Annotated in this window: 15 protein-coding genes and 1 tRNA gene; 11 read left to right on the top strand and 5 right to left on the bottom strand. The window is 45.6% G+C overall.

The genetic code is table 11. The annotated features are described in order from the left end of the window. Positions 1-36: 36 nt before the first annotated feature. Positions 37-2,688, bottom strand: a complete 2,652-nt coding sequence (locus VIA_RS11525) for a beta-N-acetylhexosaminidase (RefSeq protein ID WP_004413169.1) — start codon at positions 2,686-2,688, stop codon at positions 37-39. A gap of 406 nt (positions 2,689-3,094) precedes the next feature. Here VIA_RS11525 and VIA_RS11520 point away from each other — a divergent pair, with 406 nt between their 5' ends. Together VIA_RS11520 and VIA_RS11515 are read left to right on the top strand one after the other, a co-directional pair. Continuing rightward, positions 3,095-3,964 carry a TraB/GumN family protein gene (locus tag VIA_RS11520; RefSeq protein WP_004413168.1) on the top strand — a complete coding sequence of 290 codons (870 nt, stop codon included), beginning with the start codon at positions 3,095-3,097 and terminating at the stop codon, positions 3,962-3,964. 112 nt (positions 3,965-4,076) lie between these two features. Continuing rightward, positions 4,077-4,499 (top strand): hypothetical protein, encoded by a 423-nt coding sequence (locus VIA_RS11515; protein WP_004418626.1) that lies wholly within the window; start codon positions 4,077-4,079, stop codon positions 4,497-4,499. Between the two features lie 387 nt (positions 4,500-4,886). Here the strand turns inward: VIA_RS11515 and VIA_RS11510 are convergent. Beyond that, positions 4,887-4,963 (bottom strand) — tRNA-Pro (locus VIA_RS11510). Positions 4,964-5,322: 359 nt separating this feature from the next. On the opposite strand from VIA_RS11510, the gene VIA_RS21700 reads away from it, so the two are divergent. The 3 genes from VIA_RS21700 (at position 5,323) to rluF (ending at position 7,333) form a co-directional block, all read left to right on the top strand. Next, positions 5,323-5,463: a DUF3149 domain-containing protein gene (locus VIA_RS21700; RefSeq protein WP_004413167.1), complete on the top strand. Its 141-nt coding sequence runs from the start codon at positions 5,323-5,325 to the stop codon at positions 5,461-5,463. A 144-nt stretch (positions 5,464-5,607) separates the two neighbouring features. Beyond that, a complete protein-coding gene (gene smrA, locus VIA_RS11500; RefSeq protein WP_004413166.1) occupies positions 5,608-6,189 on the top strand; it encodes a DNA endonuclease SmrA in 582 nt (193 codons plus the stop codon). Positions 6,190-6,298: 109 nt separating this feature from the next. After that, the gene (rluF, locus tag VIA_RS11495) at positions 6,299-7,333 is read left to right on the top strand and encodes a 23S rRNA pseudouridine(2604) synthase RluF (protein ID WP_004413165.1); all 1,035 of its coding nucleotides are present in this window, start codon (positions 6,299-6,301) and stop codon (positions 7,331-7,333) included. Positions 7,334-7,559: 226 nt separating this feature from the next. Here rluF and upp read toward each other — a convergent pair whose 3' ends face one another. After that, positions 7,560-8,186 carry a uracil phosphoribosyltransferase gene (upp, locus tag VIA_RS11490; RefSeq protein WP_004418628.1) on the bottom strand — a complete coding sequence of 209 codons (627 nt, stop codon included), beginning with the start codon at positions 8,184-8,186 and terminating at the stop codon, positions 7,560-7,562. Positions 8,187-8,363: 177 nt separating this feature from the next. Between upp and purM the strand changes: the two genes are divergently transcribed. The 5 genes from purM to VIA_RS11465 all read left to right on the top strand — a co-directional run bounded on the left by purM (position 8,364) and on the right by VIA_RS11465 (position 11,339). Next, positions 8,364-9,404 carry a phosphoribosylformylglycinamidine cyclo-ligase gene (gene purM / locus VIA_RS11485; protein WP_004413163.1) on the top strand — a complete coding sequence of 347 codons (1,041 nt, stop codon included), beginning with the start codon at positions 8,364-8,366 and terminating at the stop codon, positions 9,402-9,404. Between the two features lie 2 nt (positions 9,405-9,406). After that, positions 9,407-10,048, top strand: coding sequence for a phosphoribosylglycinamide formyltransferase (gene purN, locus VIA_RS11480; protein WP_004413162.1), 642 nt, complete (start codon positions 9,407-9,409; stop codon positions 10,046-10,048). Positions 10,049-10,168: 120 nt separating this feature from the next. After that, entirely contained in the window at positions 10,169-10,819 is a 651-nt protein-coding gene (locus VIA_RS11475; protein WP_004413161.1) for a tellurite resistance TerB family protein, read from the top strand. Positions 10,820-10,941: 122 nt separating this feature from the next. After that, positions 10,942-11,148: a YaeP family protein gene (locus tag VIA_RS11470; protein WP_004413160.1), complete on the top strand. Its 207-nt coding sequence runs from the start codon at positions 10,942-10,944 to the stop codon at positions 11,146-11,148. Next, entirely contained in the window at positions 11,148-11,339 is a 192-nt protein-coding gene (locus VIA_RS11465) for a DUF4250 domain-containing protein (RefSeq protein WP_004413159.1), read from the top strand. Before VIA_RS11470 ends, VIA_RS11465 begins: the two co-directional genes overlap by 1 nt. A 72-nt stretch (positions 11,340-11,411) precedes the next feature. Here VIA_RS11465 and VIA_RS11460 read toward each other — a convergent pair whose 3' ends face one another. Both VIA_RS11460 and purL read right to left on the bottom strand, forming a co-directional pair. After that, complete coding sequence (locus tag VIA_RS11460) at positions 11,412-11,762, bottom strand: DUF3622 domain-containing protein (protein ID WP_004413158.1); 351 nt, start codon at positions 11,760-11,762, stop codon at positions 11,412-11,414. 341 nt (positions 11,763-12,103) lie between these two features. Then, a complete protein-coding gene (gene purL / locus VIA_RS11455; RefSeq protein WP_004413157.1) occupies positions 12,104-16,033 on the bottom strand; it encodes a phosphoribosylformylglycinamidine synthase in 3,930 nt (1,309 codons plus the stop codon). A 317-nt stretch (positions 16,034-16,350) separates the two neighbouring features. Here purL and mltF point away from each other — a divergent pair, with 317 nt between their 5' ends. Further along, a complete protein-coding gene (mltF, locus tag VIA_RS11450; RefSeq protein ID WP_004418630.1) occupies positions 16,351-17,874 on the top strand; it encodes a membrane-bound lytic murein transglycosylase MltF in 1,524 nt (507 codons plus the stop codon). Positions 17,875-18,045: the final 171 nt, after the last annotated feature.

Genomic DNA, 18,045 nt, shown 5'->3' with positions numbered 1-18,045 from the left:
CCTTTCCTTTCTGTCTAGATTGGAAGGGAGGGGGAATTATTTCACGCTAGTCACTCGACTCGCTTTCTCGCCAGTCACCGATACTGAACGGATGAATACTTCACCTTCTACTGCTGGACGCGCACTGTCTGCGTAAGTCAGCCAGTTTTCACCATCTAGAGAGTATTGCAGCTCAACACCTGGGAACTGAACGTTCATTGTAAGCGTTCCATTTTCCACTTTCGCACCTGGAACAGGTAGGCGGTAGTCAATACCCGCTTTCTCTAGCTTAGCCAGTTCACGCTGACCAAGTACGTTCGCAAAGCGATTGTAATCTTGGTTTAGTGCTGCTTTATCTACTAGGTTAGAGTTTTGCGAGTACTCAACGCCCACTTTGTAGTTGTTCTCCCAATCAGCACGGTGCCATGCACGCTCAGCCGCCGCTAGTACGCGAGGGAATACCATGTACTCGTATTGCTCGTCATTACGTACTGTTTCAGACCAAAGCTGTGCTGATAGGCCGTAGAAAGGTTTCGCTTCAATTTCGCCTTTGCCAGTGAAGCCGTTGCCATCGCGGTCTAAAGAGGTTTCTGCGTTCTGAGGCATGTTCTCTGGTGCAAAGCCAAACATCTTACGAGTATCCGTTGCACGCGTTGCCCAGTAGTAACCACGCTCTTTCGGGTCAACTTCGTATGGCATGTCCATGTAGACGTAGTCTGGGTTAGAAACGATCACGTCGTAACCTTTCTTAGACCAATCGTACACTGATGACGTACCACCCCAGTACAGAACGTCCCAGAAGTTAACGCGAGTGTTTTCTGTTGCGAACGCTTTCTCACCTTCACTGTACTTCAGACCATCTTGCCAAGCTTGGAAGTTTGGAATGCCCTTCTCAGCAACAATCTTCGACACTTCTTCAGCGAAGTGGCTTGGTAGGTGAGCAAAGTCGCTTACTGTACCGTCTGTAATTAGCGTCTGACATTTTGGCGATTGTGCGAATGGCTTATCTTGCTTAGACAGGTCAATCGTACCTTTCCAGCTTACTTTGTCTTGTGCGTTAACGTCTTGGAAACCAGCGCCTAGCTTGATGTTCTTCGCTTCGTCGCCACCAAAGTGCCATGTTGTTAGCGGCGCGCCTGCCTCAGTATGCATTGCCGCCACTTCAGAAATCACTTTATCAACAAAGCGAGTTGACGATTCCATACAAGGGTTGATGAAGCTCTGCTTGTTGTAGAACTGAACCGTGGTGACGTTTGATTGATCTTGTGGATCCATCAGACGGTATTCGTTCGCTTCTGCTTCTTTGCCTTGCTCCATTAGACGGTCGTAACGTGCTTCCATTGATACCACTGCTGCACGAGCGTGTGCTGGCATGTCGATTTCAGGAATCACTTCGATGTTGCGTGCTTTCGCGTACTTTAGGATGTCCACGTAGTCTGCTTTGCTGAAGTAGCCAGAACCAAAGTTATCTGTCGTTGAACCTGAGCCAAGCTGAGGCAGTAAACAGCTTTTCTCTTCCAAATCGAAACAACGGTTAGCACCCACTTCTGTCAGCTCAGGCAGACCCGGGATTTCCAAACGCCAACCTTCATCATCGGTTAGGTGAAGGTGAAGTTTGTTCATCTTGTACGCCGCCATTTGGTCTAGCGTCGCAAGGATTGCGTCTTTAGAGTGGAAGTTACGCGCAACATCCACCATTACCCCACGGTAGTCAAAGCGAGGCGCATCTTGAATAGACAGCAGTGGTAGAGAATCAGCATTTTGGCTATCTACCAGGCCAAAGATAGATTGTACCGCGTAGAAAGCACCCGCTTGGTCGAACGCCTTAATCGCAATACCGTTGCCTTTGATGCTCATTTCATAAGCACCAGATTTCGCTAATTCACCGGTGAAGTCTGCAGGAACAACTGTGATGCTAACAGGAACATCACCGCGAACATCCACACCTACCACTTCTGCACGATCTTGGATTGCTGTAAATTGAATCGCATCGAATGCGTCTTTAGGTAGCGCAATACCACCAGAAATATCGACTGTACCTTTACCCGCTTCAACAAACATTGGCGTTGGCAGCAGCGTGGTTGATACGTCTTGTTTTGCTAAATCTTCGTTCTTCTCGAAACGAGACACAGCGTTGGCAAATACGTTGTTGTCATCCGGTGTACGTTTTAGATTGTCACCTTCAAGGCCAGTAACGAAAGAGGCCACGTCTTCAGTGTTTAGTGAAGCGATCATCTTAGGCTCTGCGTTTGGCGCCGCAACGAATGCACCTGGCATGAAGTCTGTTTCAAATAGCTGCCAGTATTCGCTTACCAAAGGAAGCGATACTTCTTCACCTGCAGCGAAACCATCAAACTTATCGGTTGGTTCTAGTTTATGTAGATCACCCGTTACACGTGAGATTTTGAACTGCTCGTTATCAACATCCAAAATCAGGCGAATGCTGTGGAAGTAAATAGCCCAATCTTTTGAGTCAACCGCTTCACCTTGGTTAACGAGTGTCATGTTGACCTTGTTACATGAAGCCCACTCAGCACCCAGATCCTGACACGCAAGACCATCGTTGGCACCATGGTTAGTGAGTACTTCATATTGAACATCTAAGTTTGCTGCAAGTGAGTTAACGACATTTTGTTCAGTAGACTGAAACGATGCGCAACCCGCTAACGTTGCCAATACTGAAGTCGCGATGAGAGTTTGTTTAAACATCTTACTTACCCTTAAAAAGTGGAGCGAAGCCTGAAAAGTTCGGCGTCAAAATCAAGATGCAATCACAATAGCCTGAGTTATTTTTTATCGTAAAATTAATCATCATCGAAAGTGATCCGATTCAAACTTTATAAAACCTAAAAACTTTAAATTCTTTATAAACATAGAGTTACAAGTAACGTTAATTTCGACGGACTTTTTTTGACGAGATTACTGAGAAGTAAATCACAGCTTTCCGCCTCAAAGGGATGCAATTAGTGAATAGTGATCACATCTCTCGATCAGTTGTCATAAACTGAAACGAGTAACTAGAATTCGAACTGTGATCTATCACTCACAATTCTCTCGTCAAAATACGTTGATATTTTTGGATTCAACAATTTTTCAGTAAGGCAGCTCATACCTGATGCGCAAACTACTTCTCCCACTTATTGCTTTAATCTACTCGACCGCCACCCTTGCAGAACCACTGTTTTGGCAAGCGACCAAGGGCAAGTTGAATTACTACATTCTTGGTTCTGTACATGTCGGTGATGACGGAATGTTCCCTTTAAGTAAACAGATCATGAACGTCTTACAGACCAGTGATGGCTTAATCATTGAAACGGATGTGCGAAAGACTCAAGGGATAACCTACCCACCAGCCACATTACTAAGCAAAGATGTCCTGACACCAAAGCAACAAGATGAGTTGAAAGGAATTGCCAATCTGTTAGAAATGAATGCCCCTCAGCTGCTTAACTCCCCACCTTGGGCAACAGCGCTTGCGGTTCAGATGAAACAAATCGAGTATTTAGGCTATAAAGCGGCGTATGGGGTCGATGCACACCTGACCTATAAGGCTACCGTTCAAGATATTCCTGTCATTAGTCTTGAGTCTCTCCAGTTTCAAATTGATCTTTTAACGGGCCAAAAAGAATCTGGAAAAGAACTACTTTTAAGTGCCATTGAGGAATTTGATCATTCTGAAGAAATGACTCACTGCTTAATTAAAACTTGGAAGGCGGGAGATATAGAGAAATTGAACGAATTTGCCAAGCTAACCGAAATGTCGGAAGAGTTTGAAACTGCCTTCCTCACTGAGCGAAACCTAAACTGGGCCCAACAGCTTGCTAGCCCAAGTTGGTCAAAAGAAAAAAAAGGAACATTCCTTATGGTTGTCGGGAGCCTACATCTGGTCGGTGACAATAATGTTCTCACGCTACTTCAAGAAGGTGGATTTAAAGTGACTCAGCTGTCGAAGAGCAAACCGGCACTATGTGAGTTTGAGTATTAGCTTATAGAGCACAATTTCAGGAACAAGAGAATTACAGAGTCTTAACACTCCATTATACGAGTGCGATGCTAGAATTGGACTTCCCCATACACAAACAACGGTTTCAGCAAGTATGAAGTTAAGTTACGTACTCGTCGCTTTGCCATTTTTATTGCTTGGCTCACCTGCCAGCTACGCTCAGAATACATGTACGATAGAGAGCTTTCAAAGTGTCGACATCCAGCCAAACACCACTGCAGCGAAGATCGATAGAAAGAATGATCAAATTCAGATAAAGAGAAAGCCGCCAATGAGGTGCGCCACCCTCACTTTCACAACATCCACCACTCGCAACAGAGTCGGTCATCAAATGGCAAATCACTTCGAGGCGACTTTTCTCGATAATACAGTCAGCACATCACACTCGATTTCATTTGACGAAGACGATCTCAAAGCAGGTTACTTTCGTGTTGGACCAAATACCCCAGCTGAGGCCTATGTCTGTTTTAGCACCGCAGATACTCCCATTGCCGATATCAGCTGTGATGTACAGTAAGTGCTAAGCTTTAAAACAACGAAAGCCTGCTATAAAAGCAGGCTTTCTTAATATGGTCAGTGGAGAGATATTCTTTGAACACTAGGCGAACCCACCTCGGTTCGCTTCTCTACACCATGAATGCAAAAAGGGCTCTACATTTCTGTAGAGCCCTTCTTTAAATATGGTCGGTGAAGAGCCAGGTTCTAATTTCAGACGAACCCCATTTTGGTTCAAATCCCATTATCTGCACTTCAAAACGACGAAAGCCTGCTATATAAGCAGGCTTTCTTAATGTGGTGAGTGAAGAGACATTCTTTGAACACTAGGCGAACCCACCTCGGTTCGCTTCTCTACACCATGAATGCAAAAAGGGCTCTACATTTCTGTAGAGCCCTTCTTTAAATATGGTCGGTGAAGAGGGATTCGAACCCCCGACCCTCTGGTCCCAAACCAGATGCGCTACCAAGCTGCGCTATTCACCGAGATGTTGACTTGGAACTGACATGACGAGAGGGTCGCCCTCTGGTCCGCTATTCCTAAACCTCGAGATGCGTTACCAAGTACGCTGCTCATCGAGATGTTTAACTGAGGATTAATCCCCGTCAACGGAAGCGTATATTACGGATTCTGGATTTTAACGCAAGCCATTTTCATTAACTTTTTCAAATTTATAGTTCGTTTGTATAAAACGCCACCGACCGAGTATAAAGTGTGAGCACAAACACACCGCCAAAAACAAATCCGCAACCTAATAACAACATTTGATCCAGATCAGTGTTGCATATTTAACCACGCATTACCTTAAACCTTGTCTTCACACATATAACTAGAGGAAGTGACTATGGACTTTTGGCTTGATCTCCTATTTGGTAATGCAGTAGGTCTATCTTCAATGATGGTAATCTTTGCAGCCTTTGGTCTTATGCTGTTTTACGGCGGTTACTTCGTCTACAAAGTGATGAACGACAAATCTCCTCACTAGAATCGCTTAGCCCTATTCATTGAATAGACGTTCGCTATGCACCGAAGTAGATACCTTGTCTGCTTCGGTTTTTTATTTTTTCTGATCACCTACGCTTCATCATTGGTATAATAGTCACATTGATTACCACTCTGAGATGTCGTTATGTCTCAAGACGATGATTTTGCCCTCTTTCAACAAATGATGGGCGACGTAAAACCTCTTCAACAAGATACCACTGAGCTTAAAAAGCAGCATCAGGTCTCTGATTCTCAGCTTGCTAAACGCGAAGCCGCGATCTGGCTTACTGAAGATGACCCAGAATACCTGTCTATCGATCACGCAGAGATGATAAAGCCTGACGATATCATTGAGTTTAAACGTGATGGGGTACAAGACGGTGTCTACAAAAAGCTACGCCTTGCCAAGTATCCTATTCAAGCTAGATTAGATTTGCACAAACGCACACTTGAGCAAGCTCGCGATGAAGTGGTGAAGTTCCTAAAGCAATGTATGCGCATGGATATTCGCACTGTTGTGATTGTTCATGGCAAAGGCGAACGCTCAAATCCACCAGCACTGATGAAAAGCTTCGTTGCTCAATGGCTGATGCAAATTAAAGAAGTGCAATGTGTTCACAGTGCCCAACGCTTCCATGGCGGGACAGGAGCAGTTTATGTATTACTGCGAAAAAGTGCCGAGAAAAAAATAGAAACTCGCGAACGCCATCAAAAACGACTGGGTTAACGTCTACCACAGTGCTAGAATGCGCGCCCTCTATGTGCTGATGTTTTAATCTAGTTGGTATTGGTCAGCACACCTTTTAACCGCCGTTGTGAAACGTTAGGAGAACAACATGTCACAAGATAACGCAAAACGCCTCAATAAGTTTATTAGCGAAACGGGTTTTTGCTCGCGCCGCGAAGCTGACCGCCTCATCGAACAAGGTCGTGTCACCATTAATGGTCAAGTGCCTGAAATGGGGACCAAAGTCCAACTAGGCGATGATGTCCGTGTTGATGATAAGCCTATCGCTGCTGCTACTGATAAACCAGTTTACATTGCTTTAAATAAGCCTACTGGCATTACCTGTACTACCGAACGTGATATTCCGGGTAACATCGTGGATTTCGTTGGTCACAAGAAACGTATTTTTCCAATTGGTCGTCTAGACAAACCTTCTGATGGTCTTATTTTCCTGACTAACGACGGTGATATCGTCAATAAAATCCTTCGTGCAGGTAACAGTCACGAGAAAGAGTACGTGGTCCGTGTTGATAAGCCGATCAGCGATGACTTCATTAAAAAGATGTCTTCAGGTGTTAACATTCTCGACACCATCACTCTGCCTTGTACAGTGACCAAAGAAACCAAATACTCTTTCCGCATCGTCCTGACTCAGGGCCTAAACCGTCAAATCCGTCGTATGTGTGAAGCCCTAGGCTATGAAGTATTTAAACTTCGTCGCGTACGTATTATGAACATCTCTCTAGATGGCATTCCTAACGGTCAATGGCGTTACCTAAGCGATAGCGAAGTGACTGAAATTCTTGCTATGTGTGAAGACTCAAGCGGCACAGAAGAAGCGTCTAAGATGGATAACAAAGGCAAGCGTATTCGTCGCGCGACCGATGCTAAGCTGTTTGATAGCCGCGAAGAAAACCAAGAATCAAAAGCACGACGCAACCAAAAGCAGCGTACCTTCAAAGGCCGCAACGCTGACGAGTTCCGCCACGCGCCTAACTCCAAGAAAGGTCGCCATGGTGATAAGCAAAGTGAGTTTAAAGGCAAGCCGAGTGGCAAAGGTAAGTCCTTCCATAAGCCTGCGTCTGATAACGGTCAGCGTCCAAGCAAGCCGAAATCCGGCGGTACATTAAGCTTAAAGAAATAGAAGATTCTACAAAAGGGCTGGCGTAATACGTCAGCCCTTTTCATTTCTACGCGTCATCCTCGAGAGTCAGGGACGAACGAGTTGAGGATCTCTCAAATTGAGCGGCCAATCAAAACAGATTCCCTACTCTCTCCTTCGTCGCTCTATGGAATGACAGAGTGGAATACTCATTCCAACAAAAAGGGAGCCAATCGGCTCCCTTTTTAAATCATTATATATCGACGGCTTATAGCGTACCGAAGATCTTATCACCTGCATCGCCTAGACCAGGAACGATGTAGCCTTTGTCATTTAGCTTCTCATCGATTGCCGCAGTGTAAAGCTCTACATCTGGGTGTGCTTTTTCTAGAGCTTCAATACCTTCTGGCGCAGCAACAAGAACAAGAACTTTGATTGCTTTACAACCTTTCTCTTTTAGAAGATCGATCGTTGCGATCATTGAACCGCCAGTTGCAAGCATTGGGTCAACAACAAGCGCAATACGCTCGTCCATGTTAGACGCTAGCTTGTTGAAGTATGGTACTGGCTCAAGAGTCTCTTCGTCACGGTAGATACCAACAACACTGATACGTGCACTTGGCATGTGCTCAAGAACGCCATCCATCATACCTAAACCTGCACGTAGGATAGGCACTACAGTTACTTTCTTACCTTTGATTTGGTCCACTTCCACTGGACCGTTCCAACCTTCAATGGTTACTTTCTCTGTTTCAAAGTCTGCTGTTGCTTCGTAAGTCAGTAGGCTACCTACTTCTGTCGCTAGCTCACGGAAGCGCTTTGTGCTGATCTCACCTTCTCGCATTAGACCAAGTTTGTGCTTCACTAGAGGGTGTTTCACTTCAACAACTTTCATTTCCATCTCCGGATTTCAGGTAAAATTTAATCAAACCTCCAGATTATAAACGATTTCGTTCTCAATTTCTGCCTAATGATGGCACAAAAAAACTTGCGCAAACGTTTGCTATATAGGTTTATCCACTGTTAGAATAGCGCCGTTTTCATATCCAACTTAAAAACCGAGGACTTCCCTGTGAGTGCTGATAACACATCTCTTAGCTACAAAGACGCTGGCGTTGATATCGATGCAGGCAACGCGCTTGTTGACCGTATTAAAGGTGCTGTAAAACGTACACGTCGCCCAGAAGTAATGGGTGGTATTGGTGGTTTTGGCGCATTATGTGAACTGCCAACTAAATATAAGCAGCCAGTATTGGTTTCTGGTACAGACGGTGTGGGCACAAAACTTCGTCTTGCTTTGGATATGAAAAAGCACGACACCATTGGTGTTGACCTAGTTGCAATGTGTGTGAACGATCTTATTGTTCAAGGTGCTGAGCCACTCTTCTTCCTAGACTACTACGCAACAGGCAAACTCGATGTTGATACCGCTGCAGACGTAGTATCTGGTATTGCTGACGGCTGTGTGCAAGCAGGCTGTGCACTAATCGGTGGTGAAACTGCTGAAATGCCGGGCATGTACGAAGGTGAAGACTACGACGTTGCAGGCTTCTGTGTTGGCGTTGTAGAAAAAGCCGACGTGATTGACGGCACTAAAGTCGCTGCGGGTGATGCACTTATCGCAGTCGGTTCAAGTGGTCCTCACTCAAATGGTTACTCACTGATCCGTAAGATCCTTGAAGTCTCTGGCGCAGACAAAAATGAAGAGCTAGCAGGTCGCACAATCGGTGAGCACCTACTAGAACCAACTAAAATTTACATCAAATCAGCACTTAAAATGATTGAGAAGCATGACATCCACGCGATTTCTCACATCACTGGTGGTGGTTTCTGGGAAAACATCCCACGCGTACTTCCTGAAGGTACTAAAGCCGTTGTTGATGGAAATAGCTGGGAATGGCCAATCATCTTCAAATGGCTACAAGAGAAAGGCAACGTAACGACTCACGAAATGTACCGCACATTTAACTGTGGTGTCGGCCTTGTTGTTGCTCTGCCTAAAGACCAAGCAGACGCAGCGGTTGAGCTATTAAAAGCTGAAGGTGAAAACGCTTGGGTCATCGGTGAGATCGCAAACGCAGCAGCTGGCGAAGAACAAGTAGAGATCAAATAAGCATGAAAAGTATCGTCGTTTTAGTTTCAGGAAACGGTTCTAACCTGCAGGCAATCATTGATGCATGTGACAAGGACATTACTGCTGGTCGTGTTACCGCGGTATTTTCCAACAAAGCCAATGTCTATGCTTTAGAACGCGCTGAGAAAGCCGGTGCTGCGGCACACTTCCTTGACCCTAAAGCGTTCGATACCCGTGATGCTTTTGACCATGAGTTGATGAAGCAGATCGATGAATATAAGCCAGACGTCATCGTACTTGCTGGTTACATGCGCATTCTAAGTGGTGAATTCGTTCGCCACTACATGGGCCGAATGATCAACATTCACCCTTCTCTGCTACCTAAGTACCCTGGTCTTAACACTTATCAACGTGCTATCCACGCAGGTGACGAAGAACATGGTACTAGTGTCCATTTCGTTACCGAGCAACTTGATGGTGGTCCTGTTATTTTACAGGCTAAAGTGCCTATTTTCGACGAAGATACTGTCGAGATTCTAACTGAACGCGTTCAAACTCAAGAACACAAGATCTACCCAATGGTTGTAAAATGGTTGGTTGAAGAACGTTTAGTAATGAAAGATGAGAAAGAAGCTTACCTTGATGGCGATCTTCTTGGTATGCACGGTTACGCTGAAGAATAATATACCCACTAGCACTATTTAAAAGGCGAGCTCACAGCTCGCCTTTTTTATTTTGCGCGATTATTAATCCCCTATTCATCTTTGCCCCATTAAGCTGTCAAAAAATGATGGAGGTAATCTATGGATCTTAAAAGCCTACTTAATCAAGCACTCAACTCAGATATCGTCCAACAAGGACAAGCTAAAGTTAAAAACAGTTCGAGCTCAAGTAGCTTAAAATCCCTTGGTGCGGGCGCAGTCGGAGGCGGCTTAGTTAGCCTACTAATGGGATCTAAGAAGAGTAAAAAAATCGGCAAGAAGTTAGGTAAAAATGCCCTCAAAGTGGGTGGCGTAGCTGTGCTTGGTGCGTTGGCTTATAAAGTCTATAACGACTATCAAAGTAAGCAAGTATCCACTGGTACAACTGAAAACTTCGATGCGCAAGACGATTACCATAGTGAACTGATTCTAAAAGCGATGATTGCCGCCGCCAAAGCTGATGGCCATGTGGACCAACAAGAGATGGCGCATATTGAGTCGACACTTGAACAATCTGGCGCTGATAACACGCTACAGCAACTGGTGCATGTGGAATTAAATAAACCGCTCGACCCCGCTGAAGTCGCTAGATTAGCCCACTCACCACAGCAGGCATCTGAAGTTTACTTAGCCTCTCTAATTGTTATCGACGAACAAAACTTTATGGAAAAAGCCTACTTACAAGAACTCGCGAAACAACTTCGTCTAGATAGCGAAGTGACCTATCAACTAGAGCAACAACTGCAAAATTAATTTCACTGTATAAATCTCAAGCACTACTCTACAAGGCTTGAGCTAGAACAAGCTTAAGCTTTGAGTTTACCAAACTGAGTGTGTATATTTGAGAGCAGTTATCATTTATTGGAGTTGAAGCTATGCAAGTATATGGCTGTTGTGAATTGGTTCGTGAGCTGTACGCTCAAATCGGCAGTGGTGACCAAGCGTATGTTCCACAAGCAATTTCATGCGCAGTAAGAGCATTGAATGATATTGCGGCGGATGAGTCTCTACCTAAAGAAGTGCGTGATAAAGCCGCCTTTGCTGCTGCAAACCTACTTATTTCCGACTTCGAGGATAAGTAATGAATTTGGCGAACTTTGAAAGCATGGATCCAATTATGTTGATGAGTATCGTCAACATGAAGCTACGTGATGATTTTGGCGGTGATTTGGACAAACTGGCTACTTACTTCGATATCGATAAAAGCGCGTTAGAAGCAAAACTCGCCACTGCAGGTTTTGACTTTTTGCCAGATGCAGGCCAGTTTCGTTAATTAGCCCATCGAACATCAGATTCAAAAAAACCGCCCTATTAGGCGGTTTTTTATTGACTGACGATTGATGGATTACTCTTCGTCGAAGAAATCTTCTTCATCATCGATTTCAGCTTGTGCTGCAGCAACCAACTTCGCTTCTTCGTAACGCGCTTTCTTGTCAGCGGCTTCTTGCGCTTGACGCTCTTCACGTTCAATACGGACTTTACGCGCTTCACCTTTACGCTCATTACGAACAGCTTGGTTCTGTACAAAGCTAGCTAGCTCTTTTTCAGCCCACTCTTGAGCCTGAACTTCAGTTTCAAAGCCAGTTTCACGCTTTGATACTGATGTTTTACGTGATGTCACTTGGCGAGTGATCTCTGCACACCAGCCGTTACGTTTTTCAGTAACGCGAATAGCAAATTTTTGGTTTTTAGACATTTCTTAATTTCCTAAGGGATTAATCAGGGATTCGGTCAACTTGATAACTCCATCTAAGTTGAGCTGTTTAACACCATCCCTTGGCAAGGGCGGTATTAAAACTTAAAAGCCACCATTTGGCTAATGGTTTCTTTCAAAGAATCACGATTATTCATAGTGTCATTCTCAACAGCGAGGTACGAACGAGTTAGGGGGCTATTTAAGCGAGTGGAAACTCACAGAGAGTCCCTACTCCTTCCTTCGTCAGTCTATGGAATGACGGTGGTCAATCAAATAAAAAGCGCAGACCGTTCGATCTGCGCTTTAACTATGCTGCTAGGCAAAAACTAACGTCGTCTCAATTAACCGACATTCTTACGTGCGTTTTGGAACATACGCATCCAAGCACCGTTTTCACCCCAGCCTTCAGGAGACCATGAGTTAGCCACTGTGCGGAATACACGCTCAGGGTGCGGCATCATGATTGTCACGCGGCCATCCGTTGTCGTGAGACCTGTGATAGCGTTTGGCGAACCATTCGGGTTATTCGGGTATTGCTGCGTTGGGTTACCGTGGTTGTCAACGTAACGTACCGCAACAGTGCCTGACGCTTCAATCGCTGCTAGGTGGTCAGCATCACGTACTTCTACGCGACCTTCACCGTGAGATACTGCGATTGGCATACGAGAGCCTTCCATACCATTGAAGAATACAGAGTCAGACTTCTGAACTTCGACTAAGCTGAAGCGAGCTTCAAAACGCTCTGATTCGTTGCGTACGAAACGCGGCCAGTACTCAGCTCCCGGAATTAGCTCTTTCAGGTTCGATAACATCTGACAACCGTTACACACACCTAGAGAGAAAGTATCTTCACGCTTAAAGAAGCCTTCAAACTGGTTACGAGCACCTTCGTTGAACAAGATAGACTTCGCCCAACCTTCACCTGCACCAAGTACGTCACCGTAAGAGAAACCACCACACGCTACGAGGCCTTGGTACTCTTCTAGCACTGCTTGACCGGTTAGAATATCACTCATGTGGATGTCAGTTGCTTCAAAACCTGCACGGTCAAAGGCTGCTGCCATTTCAACGTGAGAGTTAACGCCCTGTTCACGTAGGATCGCCATCTTAGGCTTCGCACCTGTCGCGATGTATGGCGCGGCAATGTCTTCGTTCACATCGAAACTTAGCTTAACGTTCAGACCTGGGTCAGAGTTGTCTTTCTTCGCTTCATGCTCTTGGTTTGCACATGCTGTGTTATCACGCAGTGATTGCATCTTATGCGTTGTTTCAGCCCAAATAGTACGCAGTTCAGTACGGTTACGCTCAAGAACCACTGTTTCACCAGAAGTGATTCGTAGCTCATCAGAAGCTTCCACAGAACCGATCACATGTGAGCATGCTTCTAAGCCGTTTGCTGCTAGAGTTGAAAGTACCGCATCAAGGTCGTCATTCTTAACCTGAAGTACTGCGCCTAACTCTTCATTAAATAGTGCAGCAAGTGCATCTTCGCCAAGGTCAGCAATATCAGCTTTCACACCACAGTGACCTGCGAATGCCATCTCAGCAAGCGTCACGAATAGACCGCCGTCGCCTTTATCGTGGTAAGCGATAACTTGATCTTTCGCTACTAGAGCTTGAACGCCCTCGTAGAAACCTTTTAACTGTGCTGCATTGTCTACGTCTGCTGGTTTATCACCAAGCTGCTTGTAAACCTGAGCCAATGCCGTTGCGCCTAGACGGTTCTTACCGTTACCTAGGTCGATAAGTACTAATGAAGTATCACCTAGTCCTTCCAAGGTCTCAGGAGTGCGAAGTTGAGGAGTAATTGTCTTACGCACATCTTCAACGCGAGCAAACGCAGTAATTACTAGAGAAAGTGGCGACGTTACTTCTTTCTGCTCGCCATTTTCTTCCCACTTAGTCTTCATCGACATTGAGTCTTTACCCACCGGGATAGTTAGACCAAGCGCAGGACATAGCTCTTCACCGACCGCTTTCACCGCTTCGTAAAGACCGGCATCTTCACCTGGGTGACCGGCTGGAGACATCCAGTTCGCCGACAGTTTAATGTGTTTGATATCGCCGATGTTGGTTGCTGCGATGTTGGTGATTGCTTCACCCACCGCTAGACGAGCCGATGCACCGAAGTCTAATAGAGCCACTGGCGTGCGCTCACCCATTGACATAGCTTCACCGTGGTAAGTGTCGTAGCTTGCTGCCGTTACTGCGCAGTTAGCAACAGGCACCTGCCATGGACCAACCATTTGGTCACGAGCAACTAGACCTGTAACCGTGCGGTCACCAATCGTGATAAGGAATGTTTTCTCAGCAACCGTTGGAAGACGTAGAACACGCTCAGCCGCTTCGTTTAGCTCGATGCCGTCACGGTCAATTGCTGGATTGTTCGCTTTTAGCGTTATCGCATCACGGTGCATCTTAGGCGTCTTACCAAGAAGAACGTCCATAGGCATGTCGATAGGCGTGTTGTCGAAGTGTGAATCTTCAAGTTTCAGTTCACGCTCTTCTGTTGCCACACCTACTACTGCGTATGGTGCGCGTTCACGCTTACAGATAGCATCGAATACTTCCATATTCTCTGGCGCAACTGCCATTACGTAGCGTTCTTGAGATTCGTTACACCAGATCTCAAGTGGGCTCATACCTGGTTCGTCGTTTGGTACGTCACGCAGTTGGAAGATACCGCCACGCTCACCATCATCGACAAGCTCTGGCAGTGCGTTAGAGATACCGCCCGCGCCCACATCGTGGATGAATGCGATTGGGTTTGCATCACCTAACTGCCAACAACGGTCGATCACTTCCTGACAGCGACGCTCCATCTCTGGGTTCTCACGCTGTACAGATGCAAAGTCTAGGTCTTCTGCTGATTGGCCAGATGCCATTGAAGAAGCAGCGCCGCCACCAAGGCCGATGTTCATCGCTGGACCACCTAGTACAATTAAGCTTGCACCAACTGGGATCTCTTTCTTCTGAACGTGCTCGTCACGGATGTTACCCATACCACCAGCAATCATGATTGGCTTATGGTAACCACGAACTTCTTCGCCTGCGTGAGAGTTTACTTTCTCTTCGTAAGTACGGAAGTAACCCAGTAGGTTTGGACGACCAAACTCGTTGTTAAACGCCGCGCCGCCTAACGGGCCTTCTAGCATGATGTCTAGAGCGTTAACAATGCGGCCTGGCTTACCGAAATCTGTTTCCCATGGCTGTTCAAAGCCAGGAATACGTAAGTTAGACGTTGTAAAACCAACTAGGCCAGCTTTTGGTTTACCACCAATACCTGTCGCGCCTTCGTCACGGATTTCACCACCAGAACCTGTAGAAGCGCCCGGCCAAGGAGAAATAGCCGTTGGGTGGTTGTGCGTTTCCACCTTCATTAAGATGTGCGCTTTTTCTTGGTTATAACCGTACTGGCGAGTTTCTGGATTCGGGAAGAAACGACCCACTTCAGAACCGACCATCACAGCTGCGTTATCTTTGTACGCAGACAGCACGTTTTCTGGCGTCGTTTCAAATGTGTTCTTGATCATCTTGAACAGCGACTTCTCTTGCTTAACGCCATCGATAGTCCAGTCTGCGTTGAAGATCTTGTGACGACAGTGCTCTGAGTTCGCCTGAGCAAACATCATCAGCTCGATGTCGGTTGGGTTACGATCTAGCTTGTTTACGAAGCTATCGTACAAATATTCGATTTCATCATCGGCAAGTGCAAGACCTAGGGTAACGTTTGCTTTTTCAAGCGCAGCGCGACCACCGGCAAGTAGGTCAACGTCTGCGACCGGTGCAGGCTCTGCCACTTGGAAAAGTGCCGCTGCTGAGTCGAAGTCAGTGAAGATAACTTCCATCATGCGGTCATGAAGAATCGCTTTAAGCTCAACCAGTTGAAGTTCAGAAAGGTCAGATGATGTTTCGATGTAGTAAGCTGTACCGCGCTCTAGACGAGCAACTTTAGCTAGGCCACAGTTATTCGCGATGTCGGTAGACTTAGAAGACCATGGTGAGATAGTACCAGGGCGAGGCGTCGCAAGTAGAAGCAGACCTCTTGGCTCATGCTCTTCACCATTCTCATCAAAGGAAAGTGTTGGACCGTAAGTCAGTAGTTTTTCTAGTTTATCAACTTCAGACGTATCTAGGTCTGCGGTTAGATCAGCAAAGTGCGTAAACTCAGCGTAGATACCTGTTACAGGTAGGCCTAGTTCACGACAAAGCTCTAGAAGCTTATTAACACGAAATTCAGATAGAGCTGGGGAGCCACGAAAAATTCTCATGTACTTAGGTCTCTTATGCAATTGATTAAGGTGATATTGGAATAAATTCAGTGGGTTAGACTGTTTTACTTCGAAGCTATTCCCGAAGATTTTCGAACCTATGCCGATTCCACCTCTTCATTGCGAGCGCATTATATAGCAATTGTTTTTGTGATGTAACACCAAAAGCAACCGTTTGCGTCATTTTTTTCGTCAATTTTGAAATTCGACAGAAAACGCTATTTATTGTTCTCTATTACTAAGAGTTACTGTGATTGTCTTGCCTTGTTATACCACTTTGATATAAATGCCCTACTGGATGTATGAGATTGCCGTGAATGAAGAAGCATTACCTAACCCAACTAAAATCACTCTGTTTATTATTTGCCAGCGCCTTGGTGCTATCTGGCTGCCAAATCGAATCAGAACCTAAGAGTGATCTAGATTTAATTAAAGAACGTGGCGTATTGCGCGTGGGGACGTTGAACAACCAACTCTCTTACTATATCGGCCCCGATGGACCTGCCGGTCTGGATTATGAACTGGCGCGTGAATTTGCCAATGAGCTTGGCGTGCAACTTGAAATGAAACCAGCCTATCGTATTTCTAGCCTGTATCCTGCACTAGAAAAAGGCGAGATCGATATCATCGCCGCAGGATTGAGCCAATCTCCTGAGCGTTTAAAATCATTTCGACCGGGTCCGGCTTACTACTACGTCAGCCAACAAGTGATTTATAAGAAAGGAAACTGGCGTCCTCGCAATCTAGAACAATTATTGGATAGACAAGCAAAACTGATCGAAGAGAACGACGGCAAAGATGTCTTGAGTATTGTTAGTGACTCTCACTTCAACCAAACGTTGACTGCGATTAAAGCAGACCACCCAGACTTTTCTTACCACATAGACCCGAACGCCGATGTAAACGATCTCCTCAAGAAAGTTTCTAAAGGCGAACTGCGTTTTACCTTGGCAGACTCTGTTGAGTTATCACTGTCTCAGCGTATTTACCCAGACGTCGCGTTAGCATTCGAGTTAACAGAAGATCAGCCGATTTCATGGTTTTTAAGCAGATCACAAGATGAGAGCTTATACGGCTTACTGATTGAGTTCTTTGGCAGCATTAAACAATCTGGACACTTAGCCTCACTGGAAGAAAAGTACATCGGTCACGTGGGTAGTTTTGACTATGTCGACACTCGCGCCTTCATTCGTGCATTGGATTCAAAACTTCCGAAATGGTCACCACTATTTAAAAAGTATTCCGATGAATTTGACTGGCGCTTAGTCGCCGCGTTGGGTTATCAAGAATCCCATTGGAACCCGACAGCAAAATCGCCAACGGGTGTGCGCGGCATGATGATGCTTACACTACCGACAGCGAAGAGCGTAGGCGTTACCGATCGACTCGATCCTGAACAGTCTGTCCGCGGTGGTGTTGAGTACTTACGTAGAATGGTGTCACGTATTCCTGACTCAATCGAAGAGCATGAAAAAATTTGGTTTGCACTAGCGTCTTATAACGTTGGTTACGGTCATATGATGGACGCTCGCCGCTTGACGAAAAAACAAGGCGGTAACCCAGATGCTTGGTCTGACGTAAAAGATCGCTTGCCGCTACTTCGTCAGAAGAAATACTACAGCCAAACTCGCTATGGCTTTGCTCGAGGTGATGAAGCACGAAACTATGTTGAAAACATTCGCCGCTACTACCAGAGTATTATCGGTCATGTTGAACAACAAACAGCAAACAATGACGATGTTAACATCGATGATCTGAAGGTAATTCAGATAGCTGACATGGCCGTTTCTGGCGCCTCTGCCGCATCATCGGCGGAACAAACTATCAGCGAAGAACAATAGACTCATCTAAACTAAGTGCGCAGCTTTGAACAAAGATTGCGCACTTGAATTCTTTTGATCTAACCCAAACATAATATCGTGTCCAAGATCACTTGCGAAGTTTCTTAAAACAGTAACAATTGCAGTGTATAAATCCCGTGTTGTCGGAATATCAATGACCTTTGCGCTATT

The sequence above is a fragment of the Vibrio orientalis CIP 102891 = ATCC 33934 genome (assembly GCF_000176235.1).
Lineage (GTDB): Bacteria > Pseudomonadota > Gammaproteobacteria > Enterobacterales > Vibrionaceae > Vibrio > Vibrio orientalis.
Note: the sequence above shows the minus strand (reverse complement) of the source record. Positions and strands in the feature narration are given on the sequence as shown.

Excerpts from the sequence above, each read along its gene's own strand:
- VIA_RS11525 (WP_004413169.1), bottom strand. The coding sequence starts at position 2,688 with ATGTTTAAACAAACTCTCATCGCGACTTCAGTATTGGCAACGTTAGCG.
- VIA_RS11520 (WP_004413168.1), top strand. The coding sequence starts at position 3,095 with ATGCGCAAACTACTTCTCCCACTTATTGCTTTAATCTACTCGACCGCC.
- VIA_RS11515 (WP_004418626.1), top strand. The coding sequence starts at position 4,077 with ATGAAGTTAAGTTACGTACTCGTCGCTTTGCCATTTTTATTGCTTGGC.
- VIA_RS21700 (WP_004413167.1), top strand. The coding sequence starts at position 5,323 with ATGGACTTTTGGCTTGATCTCCTATTTGGTAATGCAGTAGGTCTATCT.
- smrA (WP_004413166.1), top strand. The coding sequence starts at position 5,608 with ATGTCTCAAGACGATGATTTTGCCCTCTTTCAACAAATGATGGGCGAC.
- rluF (WP_004413165.1), top strand. The coding sequence starts at position 6,299 with ATGTCACAAGATAACGCAAAACGCCTCAATAAGTTTATTAGCGAAACG.
- upp (WP_004418628.1), bottom strand. The coding sequence starts at position 8,186 with ATGAAAGTTGTTGAAGTGAAACACCCTCTAGTGAAGCACAAACTTGGT.
- purN (WP_004413162.1), top strand. The coding sequence starts at position 9,407 with ATGAAAAGTATCGTCGTTTTAGTTTCAGGAAACGGTTCTAACCTGCAG.
- VIA_RS11475 (WP_004413161.1), top strand. The coding sequence starts at position 10,169 with ATGGATCTTAAAAGCCTACTTAATCAAGCACTCAACTCAGATATCGTC.
- VIA_RS11470 (WP_004413160.1), top strand. The coding sequence starts at position 10,942 with ATGCAAGTATATGGCTGTTGTGAATTGGTTCGTGAGCTGTACGCTCAA.
- VIA_RS11465 (WP_004413159.1), top strand. The coding sequence starts at position 11,148 with ATGAATTTGGCGAACTTTGAAAGCATGGATCCAATTATGTTGATGAGT.
- VIA_RS11460 (WP_004413158.1), bottom strand. The coding sequence starts at position 11,762 with ATGTCTAAAAACCAAAAATTTGCTATTCGCGTTACTGAAAAACGTAAC.
- purL (WP_004413157.1), bottom strand. The coding sequence starts at position 16,033 with ATGAGAATTTTTCGTGGCTCCCCAGCTCTATCTGAATTTCGTGTTAAT.
- mltF (WP_004418630.1), top strand. The coding sequence starts at position 16,351 with ATGAAGAAGCATTACCTAACCCAACTAAAATCACTCTGTTTATTATTT.